Raw genomic sequence first — 23,420 nt, 5'->3', positions numbered from 1 at the left:
CAGTTTTGCTAATATTTGCATAAATCTAACAGAATAACTTTAAATAAACAGACTTTCATCAACATGAAAAAACTTTCCTAAAGTTTCAGCCTGTTTTTGAGTGAGTCTAGTTTCACCATTAATCACTTGATTTACAATCTCTTCAGAGCCGAGAATTTCTAATAAATTAGCTGCTGTTAAACCTCTAGCTTCCATCAAATGTAATAGCCTTGAATGAGGAGTGGATAAATTTATTTGATAATGCTGGTCTTCAAAATCTTCAATTAGTCTCACTAATAGCTCTAACAAGGTATCTTCTTCAGGTGTCAGATGAGAACGAGACAGCAATTCTTCTACAATTGCTAAAAAATGTTCGTTCTCTGCTTCTGTTTTAATGATTCGAGGTTGATACTCTGACAATAACTGACTGTAAACTTTGGAGTCAAAAGTAAGGGTCATTTTTCCATTTGTCTTTGTCGTATTCGGCATGAGTTAAGACGTATTTTATATATATTATCTGTCGCTCATAGTTGATACTGGTGATTAAGCGGTATTTATTCCCTTTAATATTAAAAACTGTAAAATTACTTACTGCTTCAGCTTGAGGATAAACAGTTTGAATTTCTAATAGATTTCCCCAGGTGGCTTGACTCGCGGTTATATACCAGTTATCAAGAGGTTCACCGGAATCAGCGTGTGCTTGACTAAATTCTCGTAGCTTTTTCCGGCTGATGATGTGCATTTGAAACAATTAAACTAAGTATTATTAAAAGTCTCATCGCCTGATGGTTGTGCTGGTTTAACTACAACCTTGCCATTTTCTACTACAGTCTTAGCTTGAGTTATATTCTGGGTTTGTTGAATTGGCTCATCCTGACACTGGTGTTGATGAGCAATGTTTTCTTCTTGCTGTTGGTTGAGGATAACAGCACAACTGGCACAACTATTAACAGTCATATTCTGTAATTTGCTATCTATAACCTATTATCGCATTCCTGATTGAGTTTATAGGTTTCAGCTTCAATACATCCGCAAGTATGAACGCTTGCAGGCAAATATTTGATTTATGCTACAAATAGCAGATTTATGAATGTAAGCACTTGCTTTATGATGCTTATAGCCGATTTTGAATATCTAAACTTAAATTAAGTAGGAATGCAGCCTAGTTCTTGTTTTGCTTTCCCCTATTCCCAAACTTGCAAAGATAAAGTCAACAGTGGGTTTTTCAGATGCAAAGAATATTAAAATACCTCACTTTGGGGTTATTATCTACGTTTTTAACCGCTAAACCTGGAATTGCTGCTGAACGCATTAGTTTCTTTTATCCTCCTTTTGGAGAGTTTTCTTTACCTGTTAGTTCTTTAGAAACTTTTGCTAAGGAAGGGAAGATAGACAGGAATTTAAGATTTTATGCTGAACGTGCTACGCCTGAACAACTAGCACAATTACGGGAACTGCTGCAAATACGTTTTAACGTTACGCCAACTCTCGTATCGCAAGTTACTTACTCACCCGTGGGGGAAGAGGTTTTGCAACGAATAGGGAAATTGTTGTTAACTGACTCTCGGAAGAATGGTTTTTACGCTTTGCGTTCGGCTTTAATTTTATCTGCGGCTTCACCGGAAGGTTTATCAATTACCAATTTGCTGCGGAAGTTTCCCAGTAATGATGTGCGACTAAATTTTACGGAAGCAGTGAAAATAGTTGATGATTTGTCACAGCTACTTAAAACTAGGGATAAAGTTGTAGCTGCTTTGCAAAAAGAATCATTAAGTCAGTCTACCTCGTCTGAGGTTGATTTTTCCAAGTTGCCAGATTTAAGAAAGCCTGGAAATTTACGTTGGCAAGTCAGTCAGTTTAATTTAATTGATTCTACACGCGATCGCCGTTTACCTTTGGATTTATACTTACCAATAGCCACCGCAGAGAACAACACTCAACCACCTTTTCCCCTCATTGTGATTTCTCATGGTGTCGCCTCCGACCGCTACACATTCGCTTATCTAGCTCAACATTTAGCATCCTACGGTTTTGCTGTTGCGGTAATAGAACATCCTGGTAGTAATGCTAGCCGCTTTCAAAAATACTTTTCCGGTTTAGCAGAACCACCAGCACCCAGAGAATTTATTGATAGACCTCTAGATATCAAATTTCTATTAGATGAACTCCAGCGTATGGAACAAGCTGATCCCAAGCTAAGAGGGAAACTAGATTTTGAGAAAATTGGGGCTATAGGTCAATCTTTTGGCGGTTACACTATTTTAGCTTTGGCTGGGGCGCAAATTAACTTTGATAATTTGGATAAAAGTTGTTTACCTGATAATTCTTATTTGAATTTATCGTTGATTTTGCAATGCCAAGCCAACGAATTAAATTTAGATAGTTATCAATTGCAGGATAATCGTATCAAGGCGATTATTGCTATTAATCCCATTAATAGTGCTGTTTTCGGTGATAGGGGGATTAGTCAAGTAAAAGTACCAACGATGTTTATAGCAGGTACTCAAGATATTTTTGCACCACCATTACCAGAACAAATTCGCCCTTTTACTAAGCTACCTAATCCTAATAAATATTTATTTTTAATTGAAAACGGCACTCATTTTACCTTTATTGGCGAGTCTCCCCAAGAAAGTAATGTTTTACCTGTCCCTAATGGCTTGTTAGGACCTGAACGTAATACAGCTTATTCTTATCTCAATGCTTTGAGTGTAGCTTTTTTAGAAGCTAATCTGCTAAATCGTGCAGAATATGGTTCTTATTTACAGCCTGCCTATGCTCAATATATTAGTCAACCACCTTTAAATCTTAGTCTTTTACAGTCATTAACTACAGACGAGTTAAATCAAGCAATCAAGCAAAAGTAGTGAGTGCTGAGTAGTGAGTGCTGAGTAATGACTAATGACTAATGACTAATGACTAATGACTAATGACTAATGACTAATGACTAATGACTAATGACTAATGACTATTGACTAATGACTAATGACTAATGACTAATGACTATTGACTATTGACTAATGACTATTGACTATTGACCAAATTCAGTAAAATTGCTGACGACAATCGGAGAAATTTTGTTCCTAAAATATATGTCTTTTTTTTGTTTTTTGTATGACAATCTTGTGTATTTCTGATTCGTTGAATTTATTGTCAGGGGATCACAATATTTCTGAAATAGTATTTATAAAAACTTATTGAATTTTGAGTAGTTTATATATACATTGTAAACAAGTATTAAGAAATACTTATTAAAAAATATTGCAAGTCATTGATTTAATTGCTAACGTGTGTATCAGCAACGATGCTGATGAAAGCTCCGAATTAAAGAGAGGTAAAGCTATGAGCTGTATCCGTTTAGCCAATTGTGGGAACAATTGATTTGCAATCTGCAATCTTCAAGTGATGAACAACGCAGATTAACTCAAAAATACGTCGTTGCTAGAGGTTGATTGCTGTTGTTACTAGAAATGCAACTGATAATTTGTCTTCCCTGGGGATTGAGATTTGCGCTGATTGATTAATGCAGAACTGGGGTAAGACTCAGAATTTGGAGGTGAAAACCGATGAAGATTCAAGGTAAAGTAGCTCTAGTGACGGGAGCTTCCCGTGGTATTGGAAGAGCGATCGCATTAGAATTAGCAGCACAAGGAATACAAAGATTAATTTTAGTGGCGCGCGATCGCCAAAAGTTGAGAGAATTAGCTCAGGAAATCGAAGCGATGGGCGTTCAAGCCACAGTTTTGGCGATTGATTTAACCCAAGCCACAGAAGTAAATATCGCCATAGCGCAATTGTGGCGTAGTTACGGCCCAATTCACCTGCTGGTAAACTGTGCTGGGGTTGCATACCAAAATTCCTTCCTGCGTTCCAAACTCCCCCAGGTACAAGAAGAACTCTCCGTCAATTTGTTGGGAATGTATACCCTCACTAGTCTCATCGCCAAACGCATGGCTAGTCAAAGACAGGGGACAATTATCAATGTTTCCAGCTTAATGGGGAAAGTCGCCGCACCAACGATGGCTACCTATTCAGCCACAAAATTTGCCATCTTAGGCTTTACCCAAGCTTTGCGCCAAGAACTAGCAGAATACAACATTCAAGTCAAAGCCTTATTACCCACCCTCACCGACACAGACATGGTGCGCGACTTGCAACTATTTCGCTGGGTGATCCCCATGACTCCCCAGCAAGTCGCCAAAGCACTAGTCACCGGACTAGAAAAAGATTCCCCAGAAATCATAGTAGGATGGCAAAGTCACCTGGCTGTCTGGTGTCAACGTTTAGCACCTTGGTTACTGGAAATTGTTTTAAAAATAGCCGCACCACCAACAGCGCAAACATCAGAAAAACCAAGCTGGTGGGCGAAAATCCAGCGTATTGCTGATTTATCGCTATCTAGAAATATGCTGGCTTTCGTTTCTGCACGTAAGATTTAGGGGTGTGGGGGTTTAGGGGTGTGGGGGTGTAAGGGTGTGGGGTGTAAGAGATTTCTTAACTTCTGACTTCTACATCTTCGTTAGATAATTAGATATTCTCTAATTTCGGAGTTATCAGTGATGCTGAATTTTCCTCACACCCTACCACCAGAAATCATTGATGGCTTACCGAATATTTGCGGTTGGGAACAAGAGGTGATGAGTATGGCTAACCATGATGCACCTGTGTTTTTACCAAAAACCAACCTGAAGTTAGAGAATATCAATGCAGTATTTGCGATCGCGTTACATATGCACCAACCCACAATTCCGGCTGGGCATGATGGTAAACTCATTAGCAATCTGCAATATATGTTTGAAAATCCCCATGAAGGCGACAACCACAACGCCGCACCCTTTGCTTATTGCTACAGCCGCATGGGGGATTTCATTCCTGAACTTGTCCATCAAGGTTGCAATCCCCGTGTCATGCTGGATTATTCTGGGAATCTGCTGTGGGGACTCAGACAAATGGGACGCGATGATATTATCAATAATCTCCAGCGAATTACCTGCGATGAAACCTATCAACCCTATGTAGAATGGTTAGGGACAATGTGGGGTCATGCTGTCGTACCCTCTACCCCGATTCCCGATATTAAATTACATATATTAGCTTGGCAACAACATTTTGCAGCAATTTTTGGTTGGGAAGCATTAACGCGAGTTAAGGGATTTTCGCCGCCAGAAATGCACTTACCAAACCATCCTGATACTTTATTTGCATTTGTCAAAGCTTTGAAAGAATGTGGCTATCGTTGGTTACTTGTACAGGAACATTCCGTAGAAACAATTGATGGTCATGCACTCACTCATAAACATTTACCACATCGTTTAGTTGCGCGCAATTCTCACGGAGAAACTATTAGTATTACAGCCTTAATTAAAACTCAAGGTTCAGATACAAAATTAGTTGGTCAAATGCAGCCTTATTATGAAGCCAAAACCTTATCACCACAAAAATTAGGTGATGTATTTATACCGCCTATAGTCAGCCAAATTGGTGACGGTGAAAATGGTGGCGTGATGATGAATGAATTTCCCAGTGCTTTTAAACAGGCTTGGTGGGATATGGTAAATCACGGTGGCGGTAAATCTGGGGTTGTGGGTGTGTGTGGTACGGAATATTTAGAATTAATCGAGGCTGCTGGCTGTAAATCTGCCGATTTCCCCATGTGTCAGCCAGTAGGACAATATCAAATATGGCAAAGAGTAGAACCCGAAAATAGTCAGCCTGAAGCAGTAGAAAATGCGATTCAAGAATTAAAGCAAAATAACCCAAATTTTCACATGGATGGGGCATCTTGGACAAATCATATCAGTTGGGTAAAGGGTTATGAAAATGTGTTATCTCCCATGTATGAATTAAGTAGTGTATTTCATCAAAAATTTGATCAATTATTGCGGGTGTCTTCAGAAATATCTGTGACTAAAAAAGCTGAATATCGCCAAGCACTGTTACATAATTTGTTACTGCAAACAAGTTGTTTCCGCTATTGGGGACAAGGTACATGGACAGATTATGCTTATGCAATCTATCAACGTGGTATGTCGTTAAATAACACACTGTAATTTTTTAATTTATTCCACCCAAAGATAGCGATCGCACTCCGAAATAAGTAGAACGGTGTAGATAATTCAAGGTTTGTAGTGTTCGCGCAGCGTCTCGAAGAGAGGACTTTAGTCCTCTAATAAGGACTGAAGTCCTTACTACGAACTAGATACCAAGCTTTTTACATTACTTCACATAGTTTGGTTTTTTCAAGTCGTTCTACTTGGTATACTTAAATACTATTTCCGTGATAAACAATTTTGAAAACACAACCGGAAACTAGTAGATAATTTTATCTAAGCTTAATTTTCTCCTGCTAACTAAACGATAAATAAGTCAATAATCTTTTGATTTCTTGCCAGAACTTACCCAATAGATAGAAGTATATTATACATTTATATTGGATTAATGGTTATTTATAATTTTATTTTGTATACAAAGTATATTTATTCACTAAACTGTGAATGCAAAAACATCCATATATTTAACAGTGATTATTTTTCTAGAGCTAGATGCAGGTGAAATAGCCGTTATTTGGGCTTTTTGAGGTTAATAGTAAACTCTGATTCATCTTTGTTGGTATTGCAAATAACATTACCAATGAATTTAATTTTCATATTTCTGCATAGTCCTTTAGATATCCAATCATTATTTAACTAGTTTGAGAATTGACGAGAAACATTAATAACTATAAATACTGCTATAAATATCAACTACAGAGAAATTAAAAAATAACTTGTACATCTTTAATAAGGATACATTAAAGGCTTGCACAGAACATTGACATCAAGTAGCAGATTATTTTAGGCTCTATATTCTCCATGCCAATATCCTAAAAATTGGTATGGAAAATTGCATATACATAAAAAATAACGGTTCAAGTTTTCACAACACTTGAGGATTTTACTAATGTCTAAAGTAAGTTTAAATCAAGAGGAATTTGTTACTAACTCATTCCAAAAACAAGCCAGATTTAGACATATATCTAAAATCTTACTGCGGCGGCGGTTTGTAGTCTTAGGAGTCTCCTGTATTGTCATGTCCGTAACTAGCCTCATGGCTGTTATGACTAAGACTAACTACAAAAGCTATATGCAAATTTTAGTAAATTCTAATGTGTATGAAGGTGTAGAATTAACTAATATTCCCAATAATGGCGTTAATCAGCAAGCGAATTCTCAGCCACAGGTGATTGATTACTACGCTGCTCAGAAAAATCTTATGCTGAGTTCTAACTTGCTAGAAAAAGCCGTAACTTTACTCCGTTCTACTTATCCTAATATTACTGTAAATGACATTAAAGGCACATCAAATGATGGACGTAACTCCCCTTTGCAAGTTACACAATTAGAAAAGAAAAGAGGGGTTAATCAGCTAGTTAGTCCAGTATTTGAGGTTTCTTTTCAGAATAGTGATCCTATTAAAGCCCAAAAAGTATTATTAGCTTTACAAAAAGTTTATCAAGATTATAATCTCGAACAGCAGCAAGAACGTCTCAATAAAGGATTAGCTTTTGTTAATACCCGTATACCACTACTACAAAAACAGGTTAGACAAGCTGAACGCAATTTAGAGAATTTCCGCAAAAAGCACAACTTATTAGACCCCCAATTACAAAGTCAAATCCTATTGAAGTCGTTAACAGATATTCAAAAACAATTACAAACAACTCGCACAGAGTTACAAAATGTCCAAGAACGTCAGCAAAATTTAGAACAGATACTAGCTGCTTCCAGTCAACAATCACTAATTGATGCTAATTTGGGTGAATCAACTCGTTTTCAAATGCTGTTAAGTGAAGTGCAGAAAACTGAACAAGCATTAGCGCAGGAACAGTTACGTTACACAGATAACTCGCCGATTATTGTCAGCCTCAAACAACAATATCAGCATCAGTTACAACTATTGCAACAGGAGAAAAAGCAATTAAAAATCGATAGTACAAAGGCAGTAGCATTAACACAAGGACAGATAGTAGAAGAGTTAAATCAATTAAAAGCAACTGCTGATAAATTAAAAAATCAGGAAAGAAATTTAGTTTTCTCAGAACAGCGAATTAGTACAGAGTTAAAAAAATATCCCAGCTTAATTACAGAATACCAACGTCTCTTACCAGAAGTAGAAACTCAACGTCAAGCTTTGGAACAATTATTACAAACACAACAGTTTGTCGGCTTAAAAATCACTCAAACAGGCTTTGATTGGCAATTTTTAGAAACACCAACTTTAGCAACATATAACAGTTATGACAAACTGTGGCTGGTGTTTGGGGGTATGGTGATGGGGCCTGTTTTGGGTGTTGGTATTGCACTACTTTGGGGAATGCGCCATCGTGTCATTAGTTCACCCCAAGATTTACAACGAGTCAGCAACCTGAGACTACTAGGTTCTGTACCAAAACTTGCATCCCATGCAATGGAAAAGCGACTACCGAGTTTAGCTTGGAACTGGCGACGCAACACAAAACCGCCTCTAGTAGAAACTAATTCTTGGCTACCTTGTCATGAAACCCTAGATATGGTGTATCAAAATACCCAAATCTTGAAGCATCCTTTTCCTTTTAATTCTTTGATGTTAACTTCTGCATTACCAGGAGAGGGACGCACAACTTTAGCTTTAGGTTTAGCCGCGAGTGCTGCACATATGCACCAAAGGGTATTATTAATTGATGCTAACTTGCGATCGCCTAAACTCCACAAAATTCTCCAACTACCCAACGAATGGGGACTATCTCTTTTGCTAGTTGATGAGACTAATGAAAATGTCCACGACTATATTCAGCCTATTCACCCCTCCATCGATATTTTGACTGCTGGTTCTCCGCCAGAAGATCCTGTAAAATTGCTCAGTTCTCAGCGCATGAAGGAACTCATCGAGTTATTCGAGCAAAGTTATGACTTAGTATTAATCGATGCACCAGCCATTTTAGGTACAGTGGATGCCAGAATCGTTGCCTCTTTGTGTAACGGCATTATGATGGTAGGGCGTGTAGGTTGGGTAACTCAAACCGAAGTGACTCAAGCAGTGGAAATTTTAAATCGCTTAAATTTGGTTGGCATTATCGCCAATGAAGCGAGTAATTAGGGGAATGGGGACTGGGAAGATGGGGAAGTGTGGGGAGTGTGGGGAGAGAGGGGGGAAAGATTTCTTCCCACACCTCCCACACCTCCCACCCCTCCCACACTTCCTGCTTGCCCTATGCCCTATTCCCAATTCCCAAAGATTAACTTACCAAAACCTTATTCCCTATTTCCGGTGGTGTGTGTAGTTCATTGGCACAAGTGAGGCCTTGTTCAACATCTGTAATATTCGCTAGAGTTGTGTCCGCAATATTACGCAAGGCTTCCTCTGTGAAAAATGCTTGGTGTCCGGTAATTAGTACGTTAGGAAATGTCGTTAGGCGTTGAAAGACATCATCTTGAATGATTTCATCAGACAAATCCTCGAAAAATAATTCTGATTCCTGTTCGTAGACATCTACGCCCAGAGAACCTATTTTACCTGTCTTGAGTCCTTCAATTACGGCTTGAGTGTTAATTAGCGCACCGCGACTGGTGTTAATTAACATCACACCTGATTTCATTTGTGCGATCGCCTCAGCATTAATGAGATGATGAGTTTCTGGTGTTAAAGGACAATGCAAAGAAATAATGTCAGAACTGGCAAATAATTCTGGCAACTCTACATACTTTCCACCCAATGCCTCTAACTCAGAGTTTTTATACATATCATAAGCTAGTAGGCGACAACCAAACCCCCTCATGATTTTTCCTAAAATCAGACCGATTTTACCAGTCCCAATAATGCCCACGGTGCGTTCATTTAAGTTAAATCCCAGTAGTCCTTCTAGAGAAAAATTACCTTCTCTCACACGGTTATAAGCACGATGAATTTTGCGATTTAAGCTCAAAATCAATCCCGCAGTGTGTTCTGCTACACCATAGGGTGAATAGGCTGGAACACGCACAACCTTAATTCCTAACTGAGCGGCAGCTTTTAAGTCTACATTGTTAAACCCAGCACAACGCAGCGCAATTAAGCGCGTACCTCTGGCGGCTAAAATTTCTAGTGTTGGTGCATCAACTTGGTCATGGACAAATACACAAACCGCCGGAAAACCGGCGGCGAGGATAGCGGTATCTTGACCAAGACGAGGTTCAAAAAACACCAAGTCATGTTTTTGGGGATAATTTACAGCTTCTAAAAACTTTCGATCATAGGCTTTGGTGCTGAAGACTGCTACTTTCATGCAAAACCTCAATTTATATGGTGCATGGTTTCCCATACATGATAGCTTGCACTTTTGTAGCACCATTAAGTGCATGACGCTAGCTAAATAGGGGTTTGTCCTTGTTTTTCCCTAGTGCTACAACTACAGCAAAAATTAATGCTTCTGTTAATTATTTACTTTAGACACCCAATAAAGATAATATCTTTCACTATCTACCCATGATATTTTAAAAGTTTGAATAGGGACAATCTGTAAATTTTCATGGTTTAAAGCCAGCTTTTTATTTAAAATTAATAAAATTCTATTTTTGTTATTTGGATTTTTCAATAACTCATTAATCTGCTCTAATACTTCTCCTTGTTCAACTGGTTTACGTCCCGATTTAAATAATGTGTAACTACCTAAATCTTTTAACTCAGGATAATACAATTTACGGTTAAGATACCCAGATAATGCAGCCATGTTTGCATCCCGACTAGCAACAATAAATTCATCATTTAAATTTTCTTTTTTGATATAATTTGCAGTCTCACGGCTGGCAGAAAAAGGTATAATTATATCTCTGGCAAAACCATATATTCCTCCTAGCAGTTGGGCATACAAAATCAGCATTAAGGCTATATTTTGCCACTTATGACCCCACATAAATAATTTTTCTGTAATCCGAAATTTATTGATAATAAAATCAGATTCATAGTAATATCTGCCCAGCCATAACGCAGCTATTAAAACCAAACAAAAATGCCCAAAATGTCTAGTATGTCCAGCAAATCTTAAGTAAGTAAATGTTAACAGTATCAAATTACCCGTAACAAATAAAAATACAGAAAATGGTTTTTTCGATAATCTTATTACAGTCAATACACAAATAAATATAACAATCAAGCTACAAACTATTAAATCTAGCCATCTTTTGTGGGGAACAATCAGAAAATAAGTACCAAATAATCTGCTGATACTTCTTAAAAAATGCCGCAAGTCTAATTGCAATAACCATCCATTATCTAAACCTCCGTGAAGATAACTATCAGGTGGCGGAGTAATAGTTAAAATGGATAAAATAAAAGCAAATATAATAATGCTAATGCTCAAAAATAAGTCATATTTCTTACTTTGGTGTATGTATTGCTGACGATGTTCTCTATCAAAGCAAAACTCTACCAACAAAGTTAATGATAATGATAACGCAACTAATAGAGCATAAGCACTACTATTAGCCAGTAACCCTAATAAAATTGCTAAATAAAGATAAGTCTTCTTTCTGGATGGAAAAACAGCACAGAAAGCAAAAACAAACAGCAAACTGAACGCATAATTTCTCGAAATTAGCAAATACTCATAAAAAGGAAAATATCCAAATGTAAAAATCAATTTTTGCAGATAATTAAAAGGACTATATAACCAAAAAAGTATGATTGCTAAAATTGTGATACTTAAATGGAAAATCTGCATGATTACAGGGGTATCAGCAATCATTCTGATCACGGCTAAAGAAAAGTACCAGAGAACAGGATGACCTTCATAGCGAATATTATTAATTAATTCCCCAAAGGATGCGCTATCTCTGACAATTAACCAAGGATTTAGTTCATCTCTCCACATTGCATGGTTGATTATTCCTACCAAACCCAGCACAGAAAAAATAATTATGATTACCCAGGGAGAATCAGAAGATAACTGTGTAAAACGATTAATTAATTTTTTAGATGACATTTTTATGACTGTTTTCGATATTCATATCTACAAACAGTATCAGTATACAGTGAATGTTATGGCAATGAATGCAAGTGTGTAAAATCTTGGATTCTAGATATAGTTAGAAAATCAATAGTTTTAAAATTATGGTCAAGTGCTGGCAGGCTACATATTTTAGCACCAATACTCAAATAAGCCTGGACAATTTTTGGGATTTCTACATGGCATCTATGATTATGAATTTGGGGTAAATTCAGGTAATATTGTGAGTGAGGATAAACTAAAATAGTTTTGTGCATCAAATCATTTTTTTGAAAATAATCATAAACACAAGCTGCTTCCCAGGTGCATTGTGTAAGTAATGAAGAGCATCCAAAAAAATATTCACTACCACTCCAAATGAGATATTTAGCTAATCCTTCCCAAAGTAACAAAAGGGCTTGGATATTGCGATATTCTTTAGCTATGCAAGCCCGTCCAATTTCTACAGATGCTTGTAATACACTGTCGGGAATTGTCTGAAGATTAAAAATATCAGCAGCATCAAATCCTAACCCTTGAGATGCCATTTTATAAGTTTGCATTCTATAAGTACCAATGGTCTTACCAGTGGCTTTACAAATCAACATCAAATGATGACAAATACTATCAAATTGATCTTCATCCATCTGTGTTAATTGCGCACTAGAAAACCCTAAGCCTAACTCTAAATTAAATACTTCAAATCGCAACCGAAAAATAGATTCTAATTCTTGAGGAGTTAAAGCAATTTTTAGTATGTATTTATCGGTTTCTAGGATAGGAAAGTCTTTAAAAGCAGAAGGATTGCTAAGTGGATAATCGATATATCTATATGAAATTTCCATCTGTCTCTTAAAAAACAAAGGTGACAGGTGACAGGTAACAAGTGAAATTGAAGGGAATTTGATACGTCTGTTTCATTTGTAGTAGGTAGTATGCCACCTGTTGGACAGTTTTAATTCAACTTAGGTTTATTATGAGCTTAAATTCCTAAAAAATCTGGCAATAGGATACAGAATTGGTCTAATATCAAGCTTACATAACTAGGGATTGGGGACTGGGGACTGGGGACTGGGGACTGGGGATTGGGAATTGGGGAGACAAGGGAGACAAGGTAGAAGGGGAGAAAAACTAATGACTAATGACTAATGACTAATGACTAATGACTATTGACTATTGACTATTGACTATTGACTATTGACCAATGACTAATGACTAATGACTAAAGCACAAAACCCCCAGTTTGATGACTAGGGGTAAGATAAATTAAAACAGAGATTAGTAGTTAAATTACTCGGCAGATATCCTCAATTTTGATGATTATTAGTGTAGCGAACCCTAGTACCTGCCCAGAGTAATTTCTCTCGTAGCGTCTGATAGTAAGAGTTGTTCTCGCGTAAAATAACAAATTTAGCTAGACAATCAGCCATACGGATATCAACACGATGTCCAGGCCAAATTGAGGTTGCTAAGACTCCGTCCATCCATAATTTCGTCGTCAACTCATAGTCACCTAAAGGCCAAATACTCACTACAGAACCTGCGGGTAAAACTAGAGGACGACTAGAAAGACTCATCGGACAAATAGGCGTGATGGTAATTGCTTCCATACCATCGTGCATAATTGGGCCATTAGCAGAGACAGTATAACCGGTAGAACCTGTGGGAGTAGAAACAATCAGCCCATCACCCACATATTGATCTACCACTTCCCCATCAATTTCCATTTCTAGGATAGAGGTGATCATGCGATCGGCGGAAGCAGGTTTAACACAAAATTCATTCAACCCCAAAAAGCGTTCCGTTACAGGTTCTAAATTTGTGCGATGTCCTTCATACACTGCGGCTTGTAACATCATCCGCCGTTGAATAGCATACCTGTCTTCAAACAGCCGATCCCAAACTGCTTCCGTATCTTGAAATTCTTCTACTGACTCAGTTAAAAACCCTAAATGACCACCGACATTAACTCCCAAAATCGGGATACCAGCCGGTGCTAAATGTCTGGCACTAGTAAGGACTGTGCCATCACCACCGAGGACAATTGCCAGATCAATTGGTTGTCCTGCGGAAGCCAAAAATACCGGATAAGGATTATCTTTTGGCCCGCTTGGCCCCATTAAGACCTGACAATTGCGACTTTCTAGCTGTTTAGCACAAATTTCTGCCCAGCGTTTGCTCTGGGAGTCTCGCGCTTTATAAGCAATGATTATCTGCTTGAGTTGCACACGCAATTACCACTTCAGGAGATTAAACTGCTCCATATCGACGGTATCACGGTTACGATAAATGGCAAGCACGATCGCTAAACCTACCGCCGCTTCAGCAGCGGCCACAGTAATCACAAACACTGTGAATACTTGACCCTTAATTAATGTTGAGTCAAGAAAGTTGGAAAATGCCATTAAATTCAAATTAACAGCATTCAGCAGTAATTCGATAGACATTAATACTCTGACGGCGTTACGGCTGGTAATTAAGCCATAAATGCCAATGCAGAATAAAGCGGCTGCAAGTAACAAAAAATATTGGAGTTGCATCGGTTCTCGTATCCCTTTTGAACAATCTGGCTTGTATTTATTCTTGAGTATCGCTACCAGCCCCGACAAGTTCTCTGGGACGTTCTGGTAAAGTCAACACTGTTTGAGGCAATTCTGAAGGGGTGACTTCTGGCAAATACTCACGACGCGCCAAAATAATCGCTCCTACCATTGCCATTAATAGCAATACCGAAGCCAATTCAAAAGGTAATAAAAAGTCAGAGAAGAAATGCTCACCAATTAACACAATAGTGCTTTCTCCGGTTGCTGGAGTAGTGGAGTAAGCCCAAGGTGTAGCTAATACCATTGTGCTTAATAGCGCGAACAAACCGACAGCAACGATCGCAGTCAGGATTTTTCTTACGCCAGCACTGGGGAAGGGGGTAAAATTCTGGCGTTTGTTCACCAACATAATGGCAAACAAAATCAGCACGTTGACTGCTCCCACGTAGATCAGCACTTGGGCGGCGGCGACAAAATCACCATTCAACAACAGGTACAAACCCGCGATGCTGATAAACACTCCTCCCAACATAAAGGCAGAATAAACAATGCTGGATGCTAGCACCACACCAAGGGCTGTTCCAATCATCATTACGGCCAGTATGCCGAAGGTAACAAGTTGTACTCCTTCCGCTAGATTCACTGTTTTTTGTCCTCAGTTAATAGTCAATAGTCAATAGTCAATAGTCAACAGTCAACAGTCAATAGGTAAAACACTATGGACTTTTGACTGTTGACTCTGAACTAATCTCATTTTTCCACTTGTTCTACTAGGTCTTCTGGACGTGCGCCAGCGCGGGGTGCATCGGCGGGTAGATCGTGGGGGTCAAGAACGCCTTTAGGTAGGTAAACCAATTCGCGTAATGGTGTGACCATTGGGTCATTTGTAACTTTGTAGGGCAGACGACCTAAGGCCACATTATCATAGTTGAGTTCATGGCGATCGTAGGCGGCTAGCTCGTACTCTTCTGTCATGGAGAGACAGTTTGTGGGACAATACTCCACGCAGTTACCGCAGAAAATACAAACCCCGAAGTCAATACTGTAGTGCTTAAGCTTTTTCTTTTTGGTAGCTTTGTCAAATTCCCAGTCAACTACAGGTAAATTAATGGGGCAAACGCGCACACATACTTCACAGGCGATACACTTATCAAATTCATAGTGAATCCGACCACGAAATCTTTCACCAGGGATGAGTTTTTCGTAAGGGTACTGTACAGTGACCGGACGGCGGCGCATATGGTCGAAGGTGACGGATAAGCCTTGACCGATGTAACGGCCAGCTTGTATCGCTTCTTTGCCGTAATCAACAACTTGTTTGAGGAACTTTAGCATTTTGTCTCTCTCTCTTGGGAATTTTGGATTTTGGATTTTAGATTTTGGCATAAATCTAAAATCTCAAATCTCAAATTGGACTAACCACCGAAGGCGACGGGAAAGGCCAGTTTCAAGGCTGCGGTTACTAATAGATTTACTAGTCCCACTGGTAATAAAAATTTCCATCCCAAATCTAGCAACTGGTCAATCCGTACCCGTGGTACTGTCCAGCGTAAGAGAATGGCAATGAAGATGAGGAAGTAAGCTTTGATTAGAGTCATGATGATACCCAAAGCAGCGTTAACTACTTCAAGTATGGGATTGACTTCAGTAATTCCTAACCAGCCTGCTAAAACATTGATAGGAATGGGAGAATCCCAACCACCCAAGTACAAAACTGCCACCAATAATGCAGAAAGCACTAGGTTGACGTAGGAACTGAGATAAAACAGGGCAAATTTCATCCCAGAGTATTCAGTTTGATAACCTGCAACTAGTTCTTCTTCAGCTTCTGGCAAGTCAAAGGGTAAGCGTTCGCATTCAGCTAAAGCCGCAATCCAGAAAATGAGAAAGCCCAAAGGTTGTCGCCAAATGTTCCAACCCAAAAGACCGTAGCCGGACTGTTGGTTGACGATATCCACGGTGCTGAGGCTGTTAGACATCATCACGATCGCTAACACACTCAACGCCAAGGGAATTTCATAACTAATTGATTGCGCTGCTGCTCTCAAGCCACCCAATAGGGAGTATTTATTGTTGGAGGCGTAACCAGCCATCAATAACCCAATCGGTTGGATGCTTGATAAAGCAATCCACAGGAATATCCCTGTCCCAATATTAGTGATGACAATATTCTGTCCAAACGGAACAATTAAATAAGACAGAAACACTGGCAACACAACGAGAATGGGGCCGAGGGTAAATAACCAAGGGTCAGCTTGTGCCGGTACGATATCTTCTTTAAATACCAGCTTCAAACCGTCGGCGACGGGAGCTAATAAGCCCAAAGGCCCGATATATTCGGGGCCAATTCGCTGTTGTGCGGCGGCGGAAATCTTCCGTTCTAACCAAACACAAACAAGTACACCCACTGTTGCCCCAATGAGCATCAGGATCATGGGCAGAGGCATCCAAATTGCTTTAGCTGCCCCCTGTGGGAGTCCTAAATCCATCAAGGATTTAATAAAAGTTCCTTGGAGGTCAATTCCTGAATTCATGTTTCTGCTCTTTAAGTCATCAAGTCATGGTGCTGCACAATCATTAGTTAAACTAATGATTGAAATAACACCCATTTATCTCTCTATTGAGATGACACCTGAGTTAATATTTTTTGCCAATACCCATGCCTAGTATATCGCCCGATGGTTTTTGGCTTCTGTAGCTACACAAGAACTTCTACTTATAGCTAGGATTGAGATTCGCTATGTCTTAGAGAATAGAGCGTAGAAAAAGGCAAAAGTAAAAAGTAAAAAGGTAAAAGATTTTTTTCTTTTGCCTTTTACCTTTTACCTTTGGACTTACTGCCCCTTCCTTTTGGCAACAGTTCTCCATTGTCACTGAGAGTGTAGTGAAGTGATTGACAATGGAATTAATTGTCCTAAGTGCCTTCATACAGAAGTGTGGCAAAGTCGCTCAGTAATTCTCCCCCTGCGCCCTGCTCCTGAAGCCCCTCTGCATCTTTAGCGTTGGTCGAGGGGTGTGTAAGGCATATCGTGATGACCGTTATACACCTGAGTAGGACGGAAAATCCGGTTTTCTGCTAGCTGTTCTTTCCAGTGCGCTAGCCAACCAGCTACACGAGCGATCGCAAATATTGGTGTAAACAAATCTGTGGGAATTCCCATCTTTCTATACACCAAACCAGAGTAAAAGTCAACATTAGGATAAATCCCTTTGTGACCCAATTTCTCTTCCACCACCCGTTCCATTTCTTGGGCAATGTCGTAGTATTTATCTGCGCCAAACTTAGCAAATAATTGCTCGGCTAAGTCTTGCAGAATAATGGCTCTGGGGTCTTTCACTTTGTAGACGCGATGACCAAAGCCCATGAGCTTCTGTTTATTTTGTAGCCGTTCCTCAACATAAGGGCGGACATTCTCCACAGAGCCAATTTCTTCCAACATTTGGATGACTTCTTCGTTAGCACCACCATGAAGCGGGCCGCCTAAAGTTCCTACAGCACTAGCAACCACCGCATAAGGGTCGGTTAAAGTGGAAGCTGTCACCCTAGCACTAAAGGTAGAAGCATTCATCGTATGCTCAACATGGAGAATCAAGCAGACATCAAAAATTTTCGCCGCTAATTCATCCGGTTCTTTCTCGTTGAGCATGTAGAGAAAATTGGCAGAATAATCTAAGTCATCGCGGGGTTTAACGGGGTCATTACCTTTCCGCATCAACTGAAATGCTGCCACCATTGTGGGAATTGTCGCGATGAGGCGCACCACAGAATCCCGAATATAGGCAGGATTATGTAAATCCCGTAGCGAGTAGAACAAGCCTAAAGCCGCCGCAGAGGCTTGCAGCGCATCCATCGGATGACCGCTTTCGGGAAAACATTTCATCATATCCCGAATGCGGTACTTGATTCGCCTGTGGAGGCGAACTTCTTCCTCAAATGCTTGTAATTCATCTTTCGTGGGTAATTTTCCCCAGATTAGAAGGTAAGCAGTTTCCAAGAATGTACTTTTGGCTGCTAGTTCCTCAATCCGAATGCCACGATACTCAAGTATTCCCTTCTGCCCATCTACATAACTGATACTCGATTGGGCGGCGGGAATGCCTTCTAAACCAGGCTTGTATTCGCACACCATCATGGCAACACCATTTGCTTAATGAAATATCCGACACGCTAACTTACCAGAAATGATGGTTGCCATAACAGTAACCTAGCTAACAACAATTCTTTAACAAATTATTGCCAAACTGTTATAGCAAGTACCTGGGAGGTGTCAACCAAAACATCTGACTTCTACCCACAGGTTCCCCACTTTCTGGCAGTTTTACTCCGATCATACCTGCTTTTTTGAGGACTAAGCCGCCTTTGACTTCCCCCCATAGCAGAATTTCTGCCCAATTACTCAAACAAGGTTCATGTCCTACTACGGCTAATTGGGTGTTTGGGGCAAAGTTTTTGGGTTGCAACCAGTAATCTAACCAACTGGAAATATGACCATTGGGAGCTAGATGGTTTGATTCCTCCATCTGAGAACTCAATCCTACTTCTAGGAGAATTTCGGCGGTTTGTCTAGCACGTACTAAAGGACTAGTCACTATCAAATCAAACTGCAAACCCAGTTTTACTAATCGCTGGGCGACCTTCTCCGTTTTTTGCCTTCCTTCTTTGGTCAGTTGGCGTTCTTCGTCTTTAATTCCCGCCTGTTGTTCTTCGGCTATGCCATGACGAATCAGATAAACTTCCACAGTGACACCCAACCTGAATTAACATATTTTATTTTGAAATATGTCAGCCAGATATTGGCGATCGCAATCGCTCTCTTAAGTACATTATCGGAATTAGCGATCACGCTATAAATGCAGTAAAGAACAACAAGCCTCAGAATTAATTCTGAGGCTTGACTAGCTGAGGACTACTTTAAGTTTTGAAAGATATTAGCCCTCAATCTCTATTAATGGAATAAAAGCTCACTCTGATTGAATTGGGTTATCTTTAGGGTTCACCAATTTCAGTAATTTCTGCTTAATTTGTGCATCGAATACTTCCCACTTCATTCTGGCATAAGCAGAGTTTTCATTTCCTCCAGATAAGAAACCCATCGGAATTTCAAAGCCACCAGCACCCGTTCTTCCACCACCAAAAAATCGTCCGGTGCTATCTTGTCCAAAGGCTTCTTTAATAAATTCATCAGGATCAAGGGTGAGTTTGGTGGTTCTCAGTGAACCAATCACTACTTCTAGTTCATCATCTTCATCGTGAACAATGCCATAAACTACAGCAGTATGCACGTTTTCTTCTGTGACTAGAAAATCTGCGGCTTGGGGGATAGCGTCGCGGTCATCATAGCGTAAGTAACCAACACCAGCAATGGAAAAGTTATTTTGGACGATCCGATTTTTCAGCGATCGCTCAATCACATCCATCACCCGCTTAGAACGGTTAGCCTGAAGAATTGCATTCAGCAGTTGGGCATCATAAAATCGGCTCAGATAAGCTGCTGCCATAAAGTCTTCTTCTTGGGCTTGCATCAGGCGATTCGTGTCTGAGCGTAAACCGTGCATCAAAGCCGTAGCGCATTTGACGTGTTGACTAATGCTACTATCTAAAGCTAATAACCCAGATTGCAGATACTGTGTAAAAATTGTGGCTGTGGCGCGTACATAAGGACGCACATCCACAAACTCTGATTTGAGTTCGGCTTGTAAGCTGTGATGGTCGATTACTGCTACTATCGGTATGCCTGCTTGCTCTACAGATGTCAGTAGTTGACTGGTGGTTCCTTGGTTATCAATTAAAACTAACCCTTGATAACAAGATAAATCTTTCGTTTTGATAGTTTGTGGTGTCCAGCGTTGTGCAGGTAAGCCTGTAAGCTTCACTAAAGCAATATTTTCTTGATGACTTAATGTCCCAGCATAAATAATTTCACACTTGATATCGTATTGCTGGGCAATTAGCTGGTAAGTCCAAGCACAAGAAAGGGCATCAGGATCTGGAAAATCTTGCAAAATGATCAACTGACGCTCATGTCGGTGCGATAATAAGGTCTTTTGCAATTCTTCTGATTTTTGGAATGCTAGCGAATTGCTACGTTGTCCTACATATATCCCTACCGCTTCAGGTGTAGATGTTGACAATATAGGTTTAGTCAGCGAGATTTCTGTTTCTTTGTCTACGTCTGGTTCCTCCGGATTGGACTCCGTAGTCAATGAAAAACTATCAGACTGCTTAATAAAAGAAGAATTCAATTGCATAGTATGATTTGTTCTAAGTGTGAGGCTCTATTAATTTTGTTTAGAGTCACTACGATCAGCACTTGACTGCTCCAACCTCACATCCTGATCTTCGCAAAAATCTGAGCAGATAGGGATGTATATCTCGGTATATTTTTTGTCAAGCAGATAGTTCACCAATTTGCTCAATTTTACCAGAAGGCATATCAAGGCTGAAAATAAATCATTCTGGTCTAGTCAAGCGCATCTACCATGATGAATAATCCGTGGATTGGCTATGTAGTTGAATAAACAGGTGGAGTATGTAGAGTCGTTAACTTTGATAAAACGGGTTATGAGACTGTTTGTCTTCAAAATTAAAATTACTAATATTTCTGAGACCAAGTAGATTTTAGTTTAATTAAAAATACCTTGGTGCCCGATCGCTCCCAGGTACAGTCCCCATTATAACCTTTCTCTCACGGTCAGACGAATGATTTTGGGAACCACCAGCAACTCTAGATTCAGATGCCACAAATATTTTTGAGAAGTTTAGTTTTTATTAGGAGTTTATGAGTTATAATTGGTTGCTGGCAGATTGACCTAATGTTTATGCTACGTTTGCGTCCAAGAAAATTTTTAATAAAATCACTAAAACTCACACCCAACGAAATCCGCGCGGACGTAGCACCCGGATATAGTGACACAGCTACCGGGTACTAGGAGTTGTCAGGTTTATGTTCACACTAGAGTCCTATAACATATTTTTGCCACTCTTGATGCAGTCCACTCTTCAAATGCTTGCTCACCTCAAAGTAGAGGCTGCTGTAAGGTTGGCGAGGCTGGTGACGCAAAAGCATATGTGCTTCTTGGGGTGTTCTACTACCCTTCTTGACGTTACAACGAACGCAAGCTGTGACAATGTTTTCCCAGGTATCGCCCCCACCACGCGATCGCGGTATCACATGGTCTAAAGTCAGTTCATCGCCTGTATAACCGCAGTATTGACAAGTATGTCCATCGCGGTGCAGTATATTCCGGCGAGTAAGAGGTATTTCCTTGTAGGGAACACGCACATAATGGCGCAACCTAATTACGGTGGGTAGAGGGAAATCTGTATAGAGAAACCTACCGTTGTGTTCAACACGTTCTGCTTTGCCCTTGATCAACAGAACCGTAGCACGACGCCAGCTCGTTATATTGAGCGGTTCGTAAGAGGCATTTAGGACTAAAACCTTCCCCATTGATTGACGCTCAAGGTATTAGTTTTACATATATTAACACGAATCTCCGCTCATTGGGAGATGAGAATAAATTATACTTCCTCCATAATTTCGGAAAATATACAGATAGAAGAAGATAATTGCTGACATGATCAGCCAAACTACCCTTTCCATAATGCTTTCAGCATCATCAAGAAAGGCTTTATTCTCCTTTAATCTCATATCCAGTAGTAAATATAAATTAATAAATCTACTTTTGGGAGTTCATCTATAAATTGCCGACTGACCTAAATTTGCTCACTACCCAAGAGATTCTCAGCAGTAACTACTATGTGATGTGACTACCGCCACCAAATCTATGAATGGCGTAAAGTAAATCATCACCTTTCCACAGGAGGAGAAAATTTTTCATGACTAAACCAGCCATATTTCTCTTGATTCCGTAATAAAGGTTAAACTTGTTGACTAAATTTGATCTATCTAACGCAATTGAATATAAAAATTAGTAACAAAACTAAGAACCTCAAGAGTGGTGAGAGAGAGGGAGGAGAAATGTTCAGTCGCAAACAAGCAGCAAGCATGGCTGCTCATCAACAGTGTGACACCTATGCTTGGTTTTCCCAGCGCGCGTGGGTGGAAATAGACCTAGGAGCTTTAACTCACAACGTACAACAAATTAAGCAAATCTTATCACCACATACTCAATTGATGGCTGTGGTCAAAGCCGATGCTTATGGTCATGGTGCAGTTACAGTTGCTCAAATAGCATTACAAGCAGGTGCAACCTGGTTGGGAGTTGCTACCGTTCCTGAAGGGATTCAACTCAGAGAAGGTGGTATTAAAGCCCCGATATTGATTTTAGGTGCAACCCACACTCCAGAACAAATTCATGCGATCGCTCATTGGCAACTCCAACCAACAATCGGCAGTCCCAAACAAGCTTTAATAGTCTCTAACACTTTAGAAAATATTCAATATGGTTCGCCCATTCCTGTGCATATTAAATTAGATACAGGAATGTCTAGGCTAGGTACTGACTGGCAAAAAGCTGGAGAATTTGTCCAATTAGTGGATCGGCTACCTCATCTTGAAATAGCCAGTATTTACTCCCACTTAGCGACAGCAGACAGCCCAGATAGAGCAATTATGCACCAGCAGCATCAAAGATTTGAAGAAGCGATCGCTCAGATCCAAGCTTTAGGTATCAAAATTCCTAGCTTGCACTTAGCTAACTCAGCTGCTATCCTTGCAGACTCAACATTACACTACGACTTAGTGCGCGCTGGTCTGGCTGTATATGGACTATACCCAGCCCCACATTTACAACATACTATCAACCTCAAGCCTGTCCTCCAACTCAAAGCCAGAATTACTCATATTAAAACCATTGCTGCTGGTACAGGTGTCAGCTACGGTCATCAATTTATTGCTCCTAGTGAAATGCGTCTGGCCGTTGTTGGTATTGGTTACGCAGACGGTGTACCACGTAAT

General features: G+C 39.7%; 20 protein-coding genes (1 of these 20 cut by a window edge). 5 read left to right on the top strand and 15 right to left on the bottom strand.

Going from position 1 to position 23,420, the window contains the following annotated elements:
• Positions 1-39: 39 nt before the first annotated feature.
• Genes CLI64_RS28570 through CLI64_RS28560 form a run of 3 tightly spaced genes read right to left on the bottom strand, consistent with a single transcriptional unit; the run spans position 40 to position 936 of the window.
• Positions 40-438 carry a type II toxin-antitoxin system HigA family antitoxin gene (locus tag CLI64_RS28570; RefSeq protein ID WP_103140360.1) on the bottom strand — a complete coding sequence of 133 codons (399 nt, stop codon included), beginning with the start codon at positions 436-438 and terminating at the stop codon, positions 40-42.
• Positions 422-721 (bottom strand): type II toxin-antitoxin system HigB family toxin, encoded by a 300-nt coding sequence (locus CLI64_RS28565; protein WP_103140359.1) that lies wholly within the window; start codon positions 719-721, stop codon positions 422-424. Before CLI64_RS28565 ends, CLI64_RS28570 begins: the two co-directional genes overlap by 17 nt.
• Before the next feature lie 14 nt (positions 722-735).
• The gene (locus tag CLI64_RS28560) at positions 736-936 is read right to left on the bottom strand and encodes a hypothetical protein (RefSeq protein WP_103140358.1); all 201 of its coding nucleotides are present in this window, start codon (positions 934-936) and stop codon (positions 736-738) included.
• Positions 937-1,208: 272 nt separating this feature from the next.
• Here CLI64_RS28560 and CLI64_RS28555 point away from each other — a divergent pair, with 272 nt between their 5' ends.
• The 4 genes from CLI64_RS28555 to CLI64_RS28540 all read left to right on the top strand — a co-directional run bounded on the left by CLI64_RS28555 (position 1,209) and on the right by CLI64_RS28540 (position 9,093).
• The gene (locus CLI64_RS28555) at positions 1,209-2,846 is read left to right on the top strand and encodes an alpha/beta hydrolase (RefSeq protein ID WP_103140357.1); all 1,638 of its coding nucleotides are present in this window, start codon (positions 1,209-1,211) and stop codon (positions 2,844-2,846) included.
• A gap of 699 nt (positions 2,847-3,545) precedes the next feature.
• Positions 3,546-4,418 carry an SDR family oxidoreductase gene (locus CLI64_RS28550; RefSeq protein ID WP_103140356.1) on the top strand — a complete coding sequence of 291 codons (873 nt, stop codon included), beginning with the start codon at positions 3,546-3,548 and terminating at the stop codon, positions 4,416-4,418.
• 120 nt (positions 4,419-4,538) lie between these two features.
• Entirely contained in the window at positions 4,539-6,029 is a 1,491-nt protein-coding gene (locus CLI64_RS28545; RefSeq protein WP_103140355.1) for a glycosyl hydrolase family 57, read from the top strand.
• Positions 6,030-6,918: 889 nt separating this feature from the next.
• Positions 6,919-9,093 carry a polysaccharide biosynthesis tyrosine autokinase gene (locus tag CLI64_RS28540; protein WP_103140354.1) on the top strand — a complete coding sequence of 725 codons (2,175 nt, stop codon included), beginning with the start codon at positions 6,919-6,921 and terminating at the stop codon, positions 9,091-9,093.
• Positions 9,094-9,232: 139 nt separating this feature from the next.
• Here CLI64_RS28540 and CLI64_RS28535 read toward each other — a convergent pair whose 3' ends face one another.
• The 12 genes from CLI64_RS28535 to CLI64_RS28480 form a co-directional block, all read right to left on the bottom strand.
• On the bottom strand, positions 9,233-10,258 hold the full coding sequence (locus CLI64_RS28535; RefSeq protein ID WP_103140353.1) for a 2-hydroxyacid dehydrogenase: 1,026 nt from the start codon (positions 10,256-10,258) through the stop codon (positions 9,233-9,235).
• A gap of 147 nt (positions 10,259-10,405) precedes the next feature.
• A complete protein-coding gene (locus CLI64_RS28530) occupies positions 10,406-11,953 on the bottom strand; it encodes a hypothetical protein (protein ID WP_103140352.1) in 1,548 nt (515 codons plus the stop codon).
• A gap of 56 nt (positions 11,954-12,009) precedes the next feature.
• Positions 12,010-12,801: a GNAT family N-acetyltransferase gene (locus tag CLI64_RS28525; RefSeq protein ID WP_103140351.1), complete on the bottom strand. Its 792-nt coding sequence runs from the start codon at positions 12,799-12,801 to the stop codon at positions 12,010-12,012.
• A 462-nt stretch (positions 12,802-13,263) separates the two neighbouring features.
• On the bottom strand, positions 13,264-14,184 hold the full coding sequence (locus CLI64_RS28520) for an NAD(+) kinase (RefSeq protein ID WP_103140919.1): 921 nt from the start codon (positions 14,182-14,184) through the stop codon (positions 13,264-13,266).
• Positions 14,185-14,190: 6 nt separating this feature from the next.
• Complete coding sequence (gene nuoK, locus CLI64_RS28515) at positions 14,191-14,496, bottom strand: NADH-quinone oxidoreductase subunit NuoK (RefSeq protein ID WP_006199065.1); 306 nt, start codon at positions 14,494-14,496, stop codon at positions 14,191-14,193.
• A 37-nt stretch (positions 14,497-14,533) separates the two neighbouring features.
• Complete coding sequence (locus tag CLI64_RS28510; RefSeq protein ID WP_103140350.1) at positions 14,534-15,142, bottom strand: NADH-quinone oxidoreductase subunit J; 609 nt, start codon at positions 15,140-15,142, stop codon at positions 14,534-14,536.
• Between the two features lie 107 nt (positions 15,143-15,249).
• A complete protein-coding gene (gene ndhI, locus CLI64_RS28505) occupies positions 15,250-15,834 on the bottom strand; it encodes an NAD(P)H-quinone oxidoreductase subunit I (RefSeq protein ID WP_103140349.1) in 585 nt (194 codons plus the stop codon).
• Positions 15,835-15,914: 80 nt separating this feature from the next.
• Positions 15,915-17,033, bottom strand: coding sequence for an NADH-quinone oxidoreductase subunit NuoH (gene nuoH, locus CLI64_RS28500; protein WP_103140348.1), 1,119 nt, complete (start codon positions 17,031-17,033; stop codon positions 15,915-15,917).
• 462 nt (positions 17,034-17,495) lie between these two features.
• Positions 17,496-18,632, bottom strand: coding sequence for a citrate synthase (locus CLI64_RS28495; protein ID WP_103140347.1), 1,137 nt, complete (start codon positions 18,630-18,632; stop codon positions 17,496-17,498).
• A gap of 112 nt (positions 18,633-18,744) precedes the next feature.
• Positions 18,745-19,239 carry a phosphohistidine phosphatase SixA gene (gene sixA / locus CLI64_RS28490; RefSeq protein ID WP_103140918.1) on the bottom strand — a complete coding sequence of 165 codons (495 nt, stop codon included), beginning with the start codon at positions 19,237-19,239 and terminating at the stop codon, positions 18,745-18,747.
• A gap of 222 nt (positions 19,240-19,461) precedes the next feature.
• Positions 19,462-20,748 (bottom strand): bifunctional oligoribonuclease/PAP phosphatase NrnA, encoded by a 1,287-nt coding sequence (locus CLI64_RS28485; protein ID WP_103140346.1) that lies wholly within the window; start codon positions 20,746-20,748, stop codon positions 19,462-19,464.
• Between the two features lie 704 nt (positions 20,749-21,452).
• Positions 21,453-21,950 carry an HNH endonuclease gene (locus tag CLI64_RS28480; protein WP_103140345.1) on the bottom strand — a complete coding sequence of 166 codons (498 nt, stop codon included), beginning with the start codon at positions 21,948-21,950 and terminating at the stop codon, positions 21,453-21,455.
• A gap of 531 nt (positions 21,951-22,481) precedes the next feature.
• On the opposite strand from CLI64_RS28480, the gene alr reads away from it, so the two are divergent.
• Positions 22,482-23,420 carry the 5' portion of an alanine racemase gene (gene alr, locus CLI64_RS28475; protein WP_103140344.1) on the top strand. It continues 249 nt past the right edge of the window, so only the first 939 of its 1,188 coding nucleotides appear in the window; it begins with the start codon at positions 22,482-22,484; its stop codon lies beyond the right edge, outside the window.

The organism is Nostoc sp. CENA543 (assembly GCF_002896875.1).
Lineage (GTDB): Bacteria > Cyanobacteriota > Cyanobacteriia > Cyanobacteriales > Nostocaceae > Trichormus.
The sequence above is the reverse complement of the archived record's forward strand: the minus strand, read 5'-3'. Positions and strand labels throughout refer to the sequence as shown.

Excerpts from the sequence above, each read along its gene's own strand:
- CLI64_RS28560 (WP_103140358.1), bottom strand. The coding sequence starts at position 936 with ATGACTGTTAATAGTTGTGCCAGTTGTGCTGTTATCCTCAACCAACAG.
- nuoK (WP_006199065.1), bottom strand. The coding sequence starts at position 14,496 with ATGCAACTCCAATATTTTTTGTTACTTGCAGCCGCTTTATTCTGCATT.
- CLI64_RS28535 (WP_103140353.1), bottom strand. The coding sequence starts at position 10,258 with ATGAAAGTAGCAGTCTTCAGCACCAAAGCCTATGATCGAAAGTTTTTA.
- CLI64_RS28550 (WP_103140356.1), top strand. The coding sequence starts at position 3,546 with ATGAAGATTCAAGGTAAAGTAGCTCTAGTGACGGGAGCTTCCCGTGGT.
- CLI64_RS28495 (WP_103140347.1), bottom strand. The coding sequence starts at position 18,632 with ATGATGGTGTGCGAATACAAGCCTGGTTTAGAAGGCATTCCCGCCGCC.
- CLI64_RS28545 (WP_103140355.1), top strand. The coding sequence starts at position 4,539 with ATGCTGAATTTTCCTCACACCCTACCACCAGAAATCATTGATGGCTTA.
- CLI64_RS28480 (WP_103140345.1), bottom strand. The coding sequence starts at position 21,950 with ATGGGGAAGGTTTTAGTCCTAAATGCCTCTTACGAACCGCTCAATATA.
- CLI64_RS28530 (WP_103140352.1), bottom strand. The coding sequence starts at position 11,953 with ATGTCATCTAAAAAATTAATTAATCGTTTTACACAGTTATCTTCTGAT.
- ndhI (WP_103140349.1), bottom strand. The coding sequence starts at position 15,834 with ATGCTAAAGTTCCTCAAACAAGTTGTTGATTACGGCAAAGAAGCGATA.
- CLI64_RS28485 (WP_103140346.1), bottom strand. The coding sequence starts at position 20,748 with ATGCAATTGAATTCTTCTTTTATTAAGCAGTCTGATAGTTTTTCATTG.
- CLI64_RS28565 (WP_103140359.1), bottom strand. The coding sequence starts at position 721 with ATGCACATCATCAGCCGGAAAAAGCTACGAGAATTTAGTCAAGCACAC.
- CLI64_RS28555 (WP_103140357.1), top strand. The coding sequence starts at position 1,209 with ATGCAAAGAATATTAAAATACCTCACTTTGGGGTTATTATCTACGTTT.
- CLI64_RS28540 (WP_103140354.1), top strand. The coding sequence starts at position 6,919 with ATGTCTAAAGTAAGTTTAAATCAAGAGGAATTTGTTACTAACTCATTC.
- nuoH (WP_103140348.1), bottom strand. The coding sequence starts at position 17,033 with ATGAATTCAGGAATTGACCTCCAAGGAACTTTTATTAAATCCTTGATG.
- CLI64_RS28525 (WP_103140351.1), bottom strand. The coding sequence starts at position 12,801 with ATGGAAATTTCATATAGATATATCGATTATCCACTTAGCAATCCTTCT.
- CLI64_RS28570 (WP_103140360.1), bottom strand. The coding sequence starts at position 438 with ATGACCCTTACTTTTGACTCCAAAGTTTACAGTCAGTTATTGTCAGAG.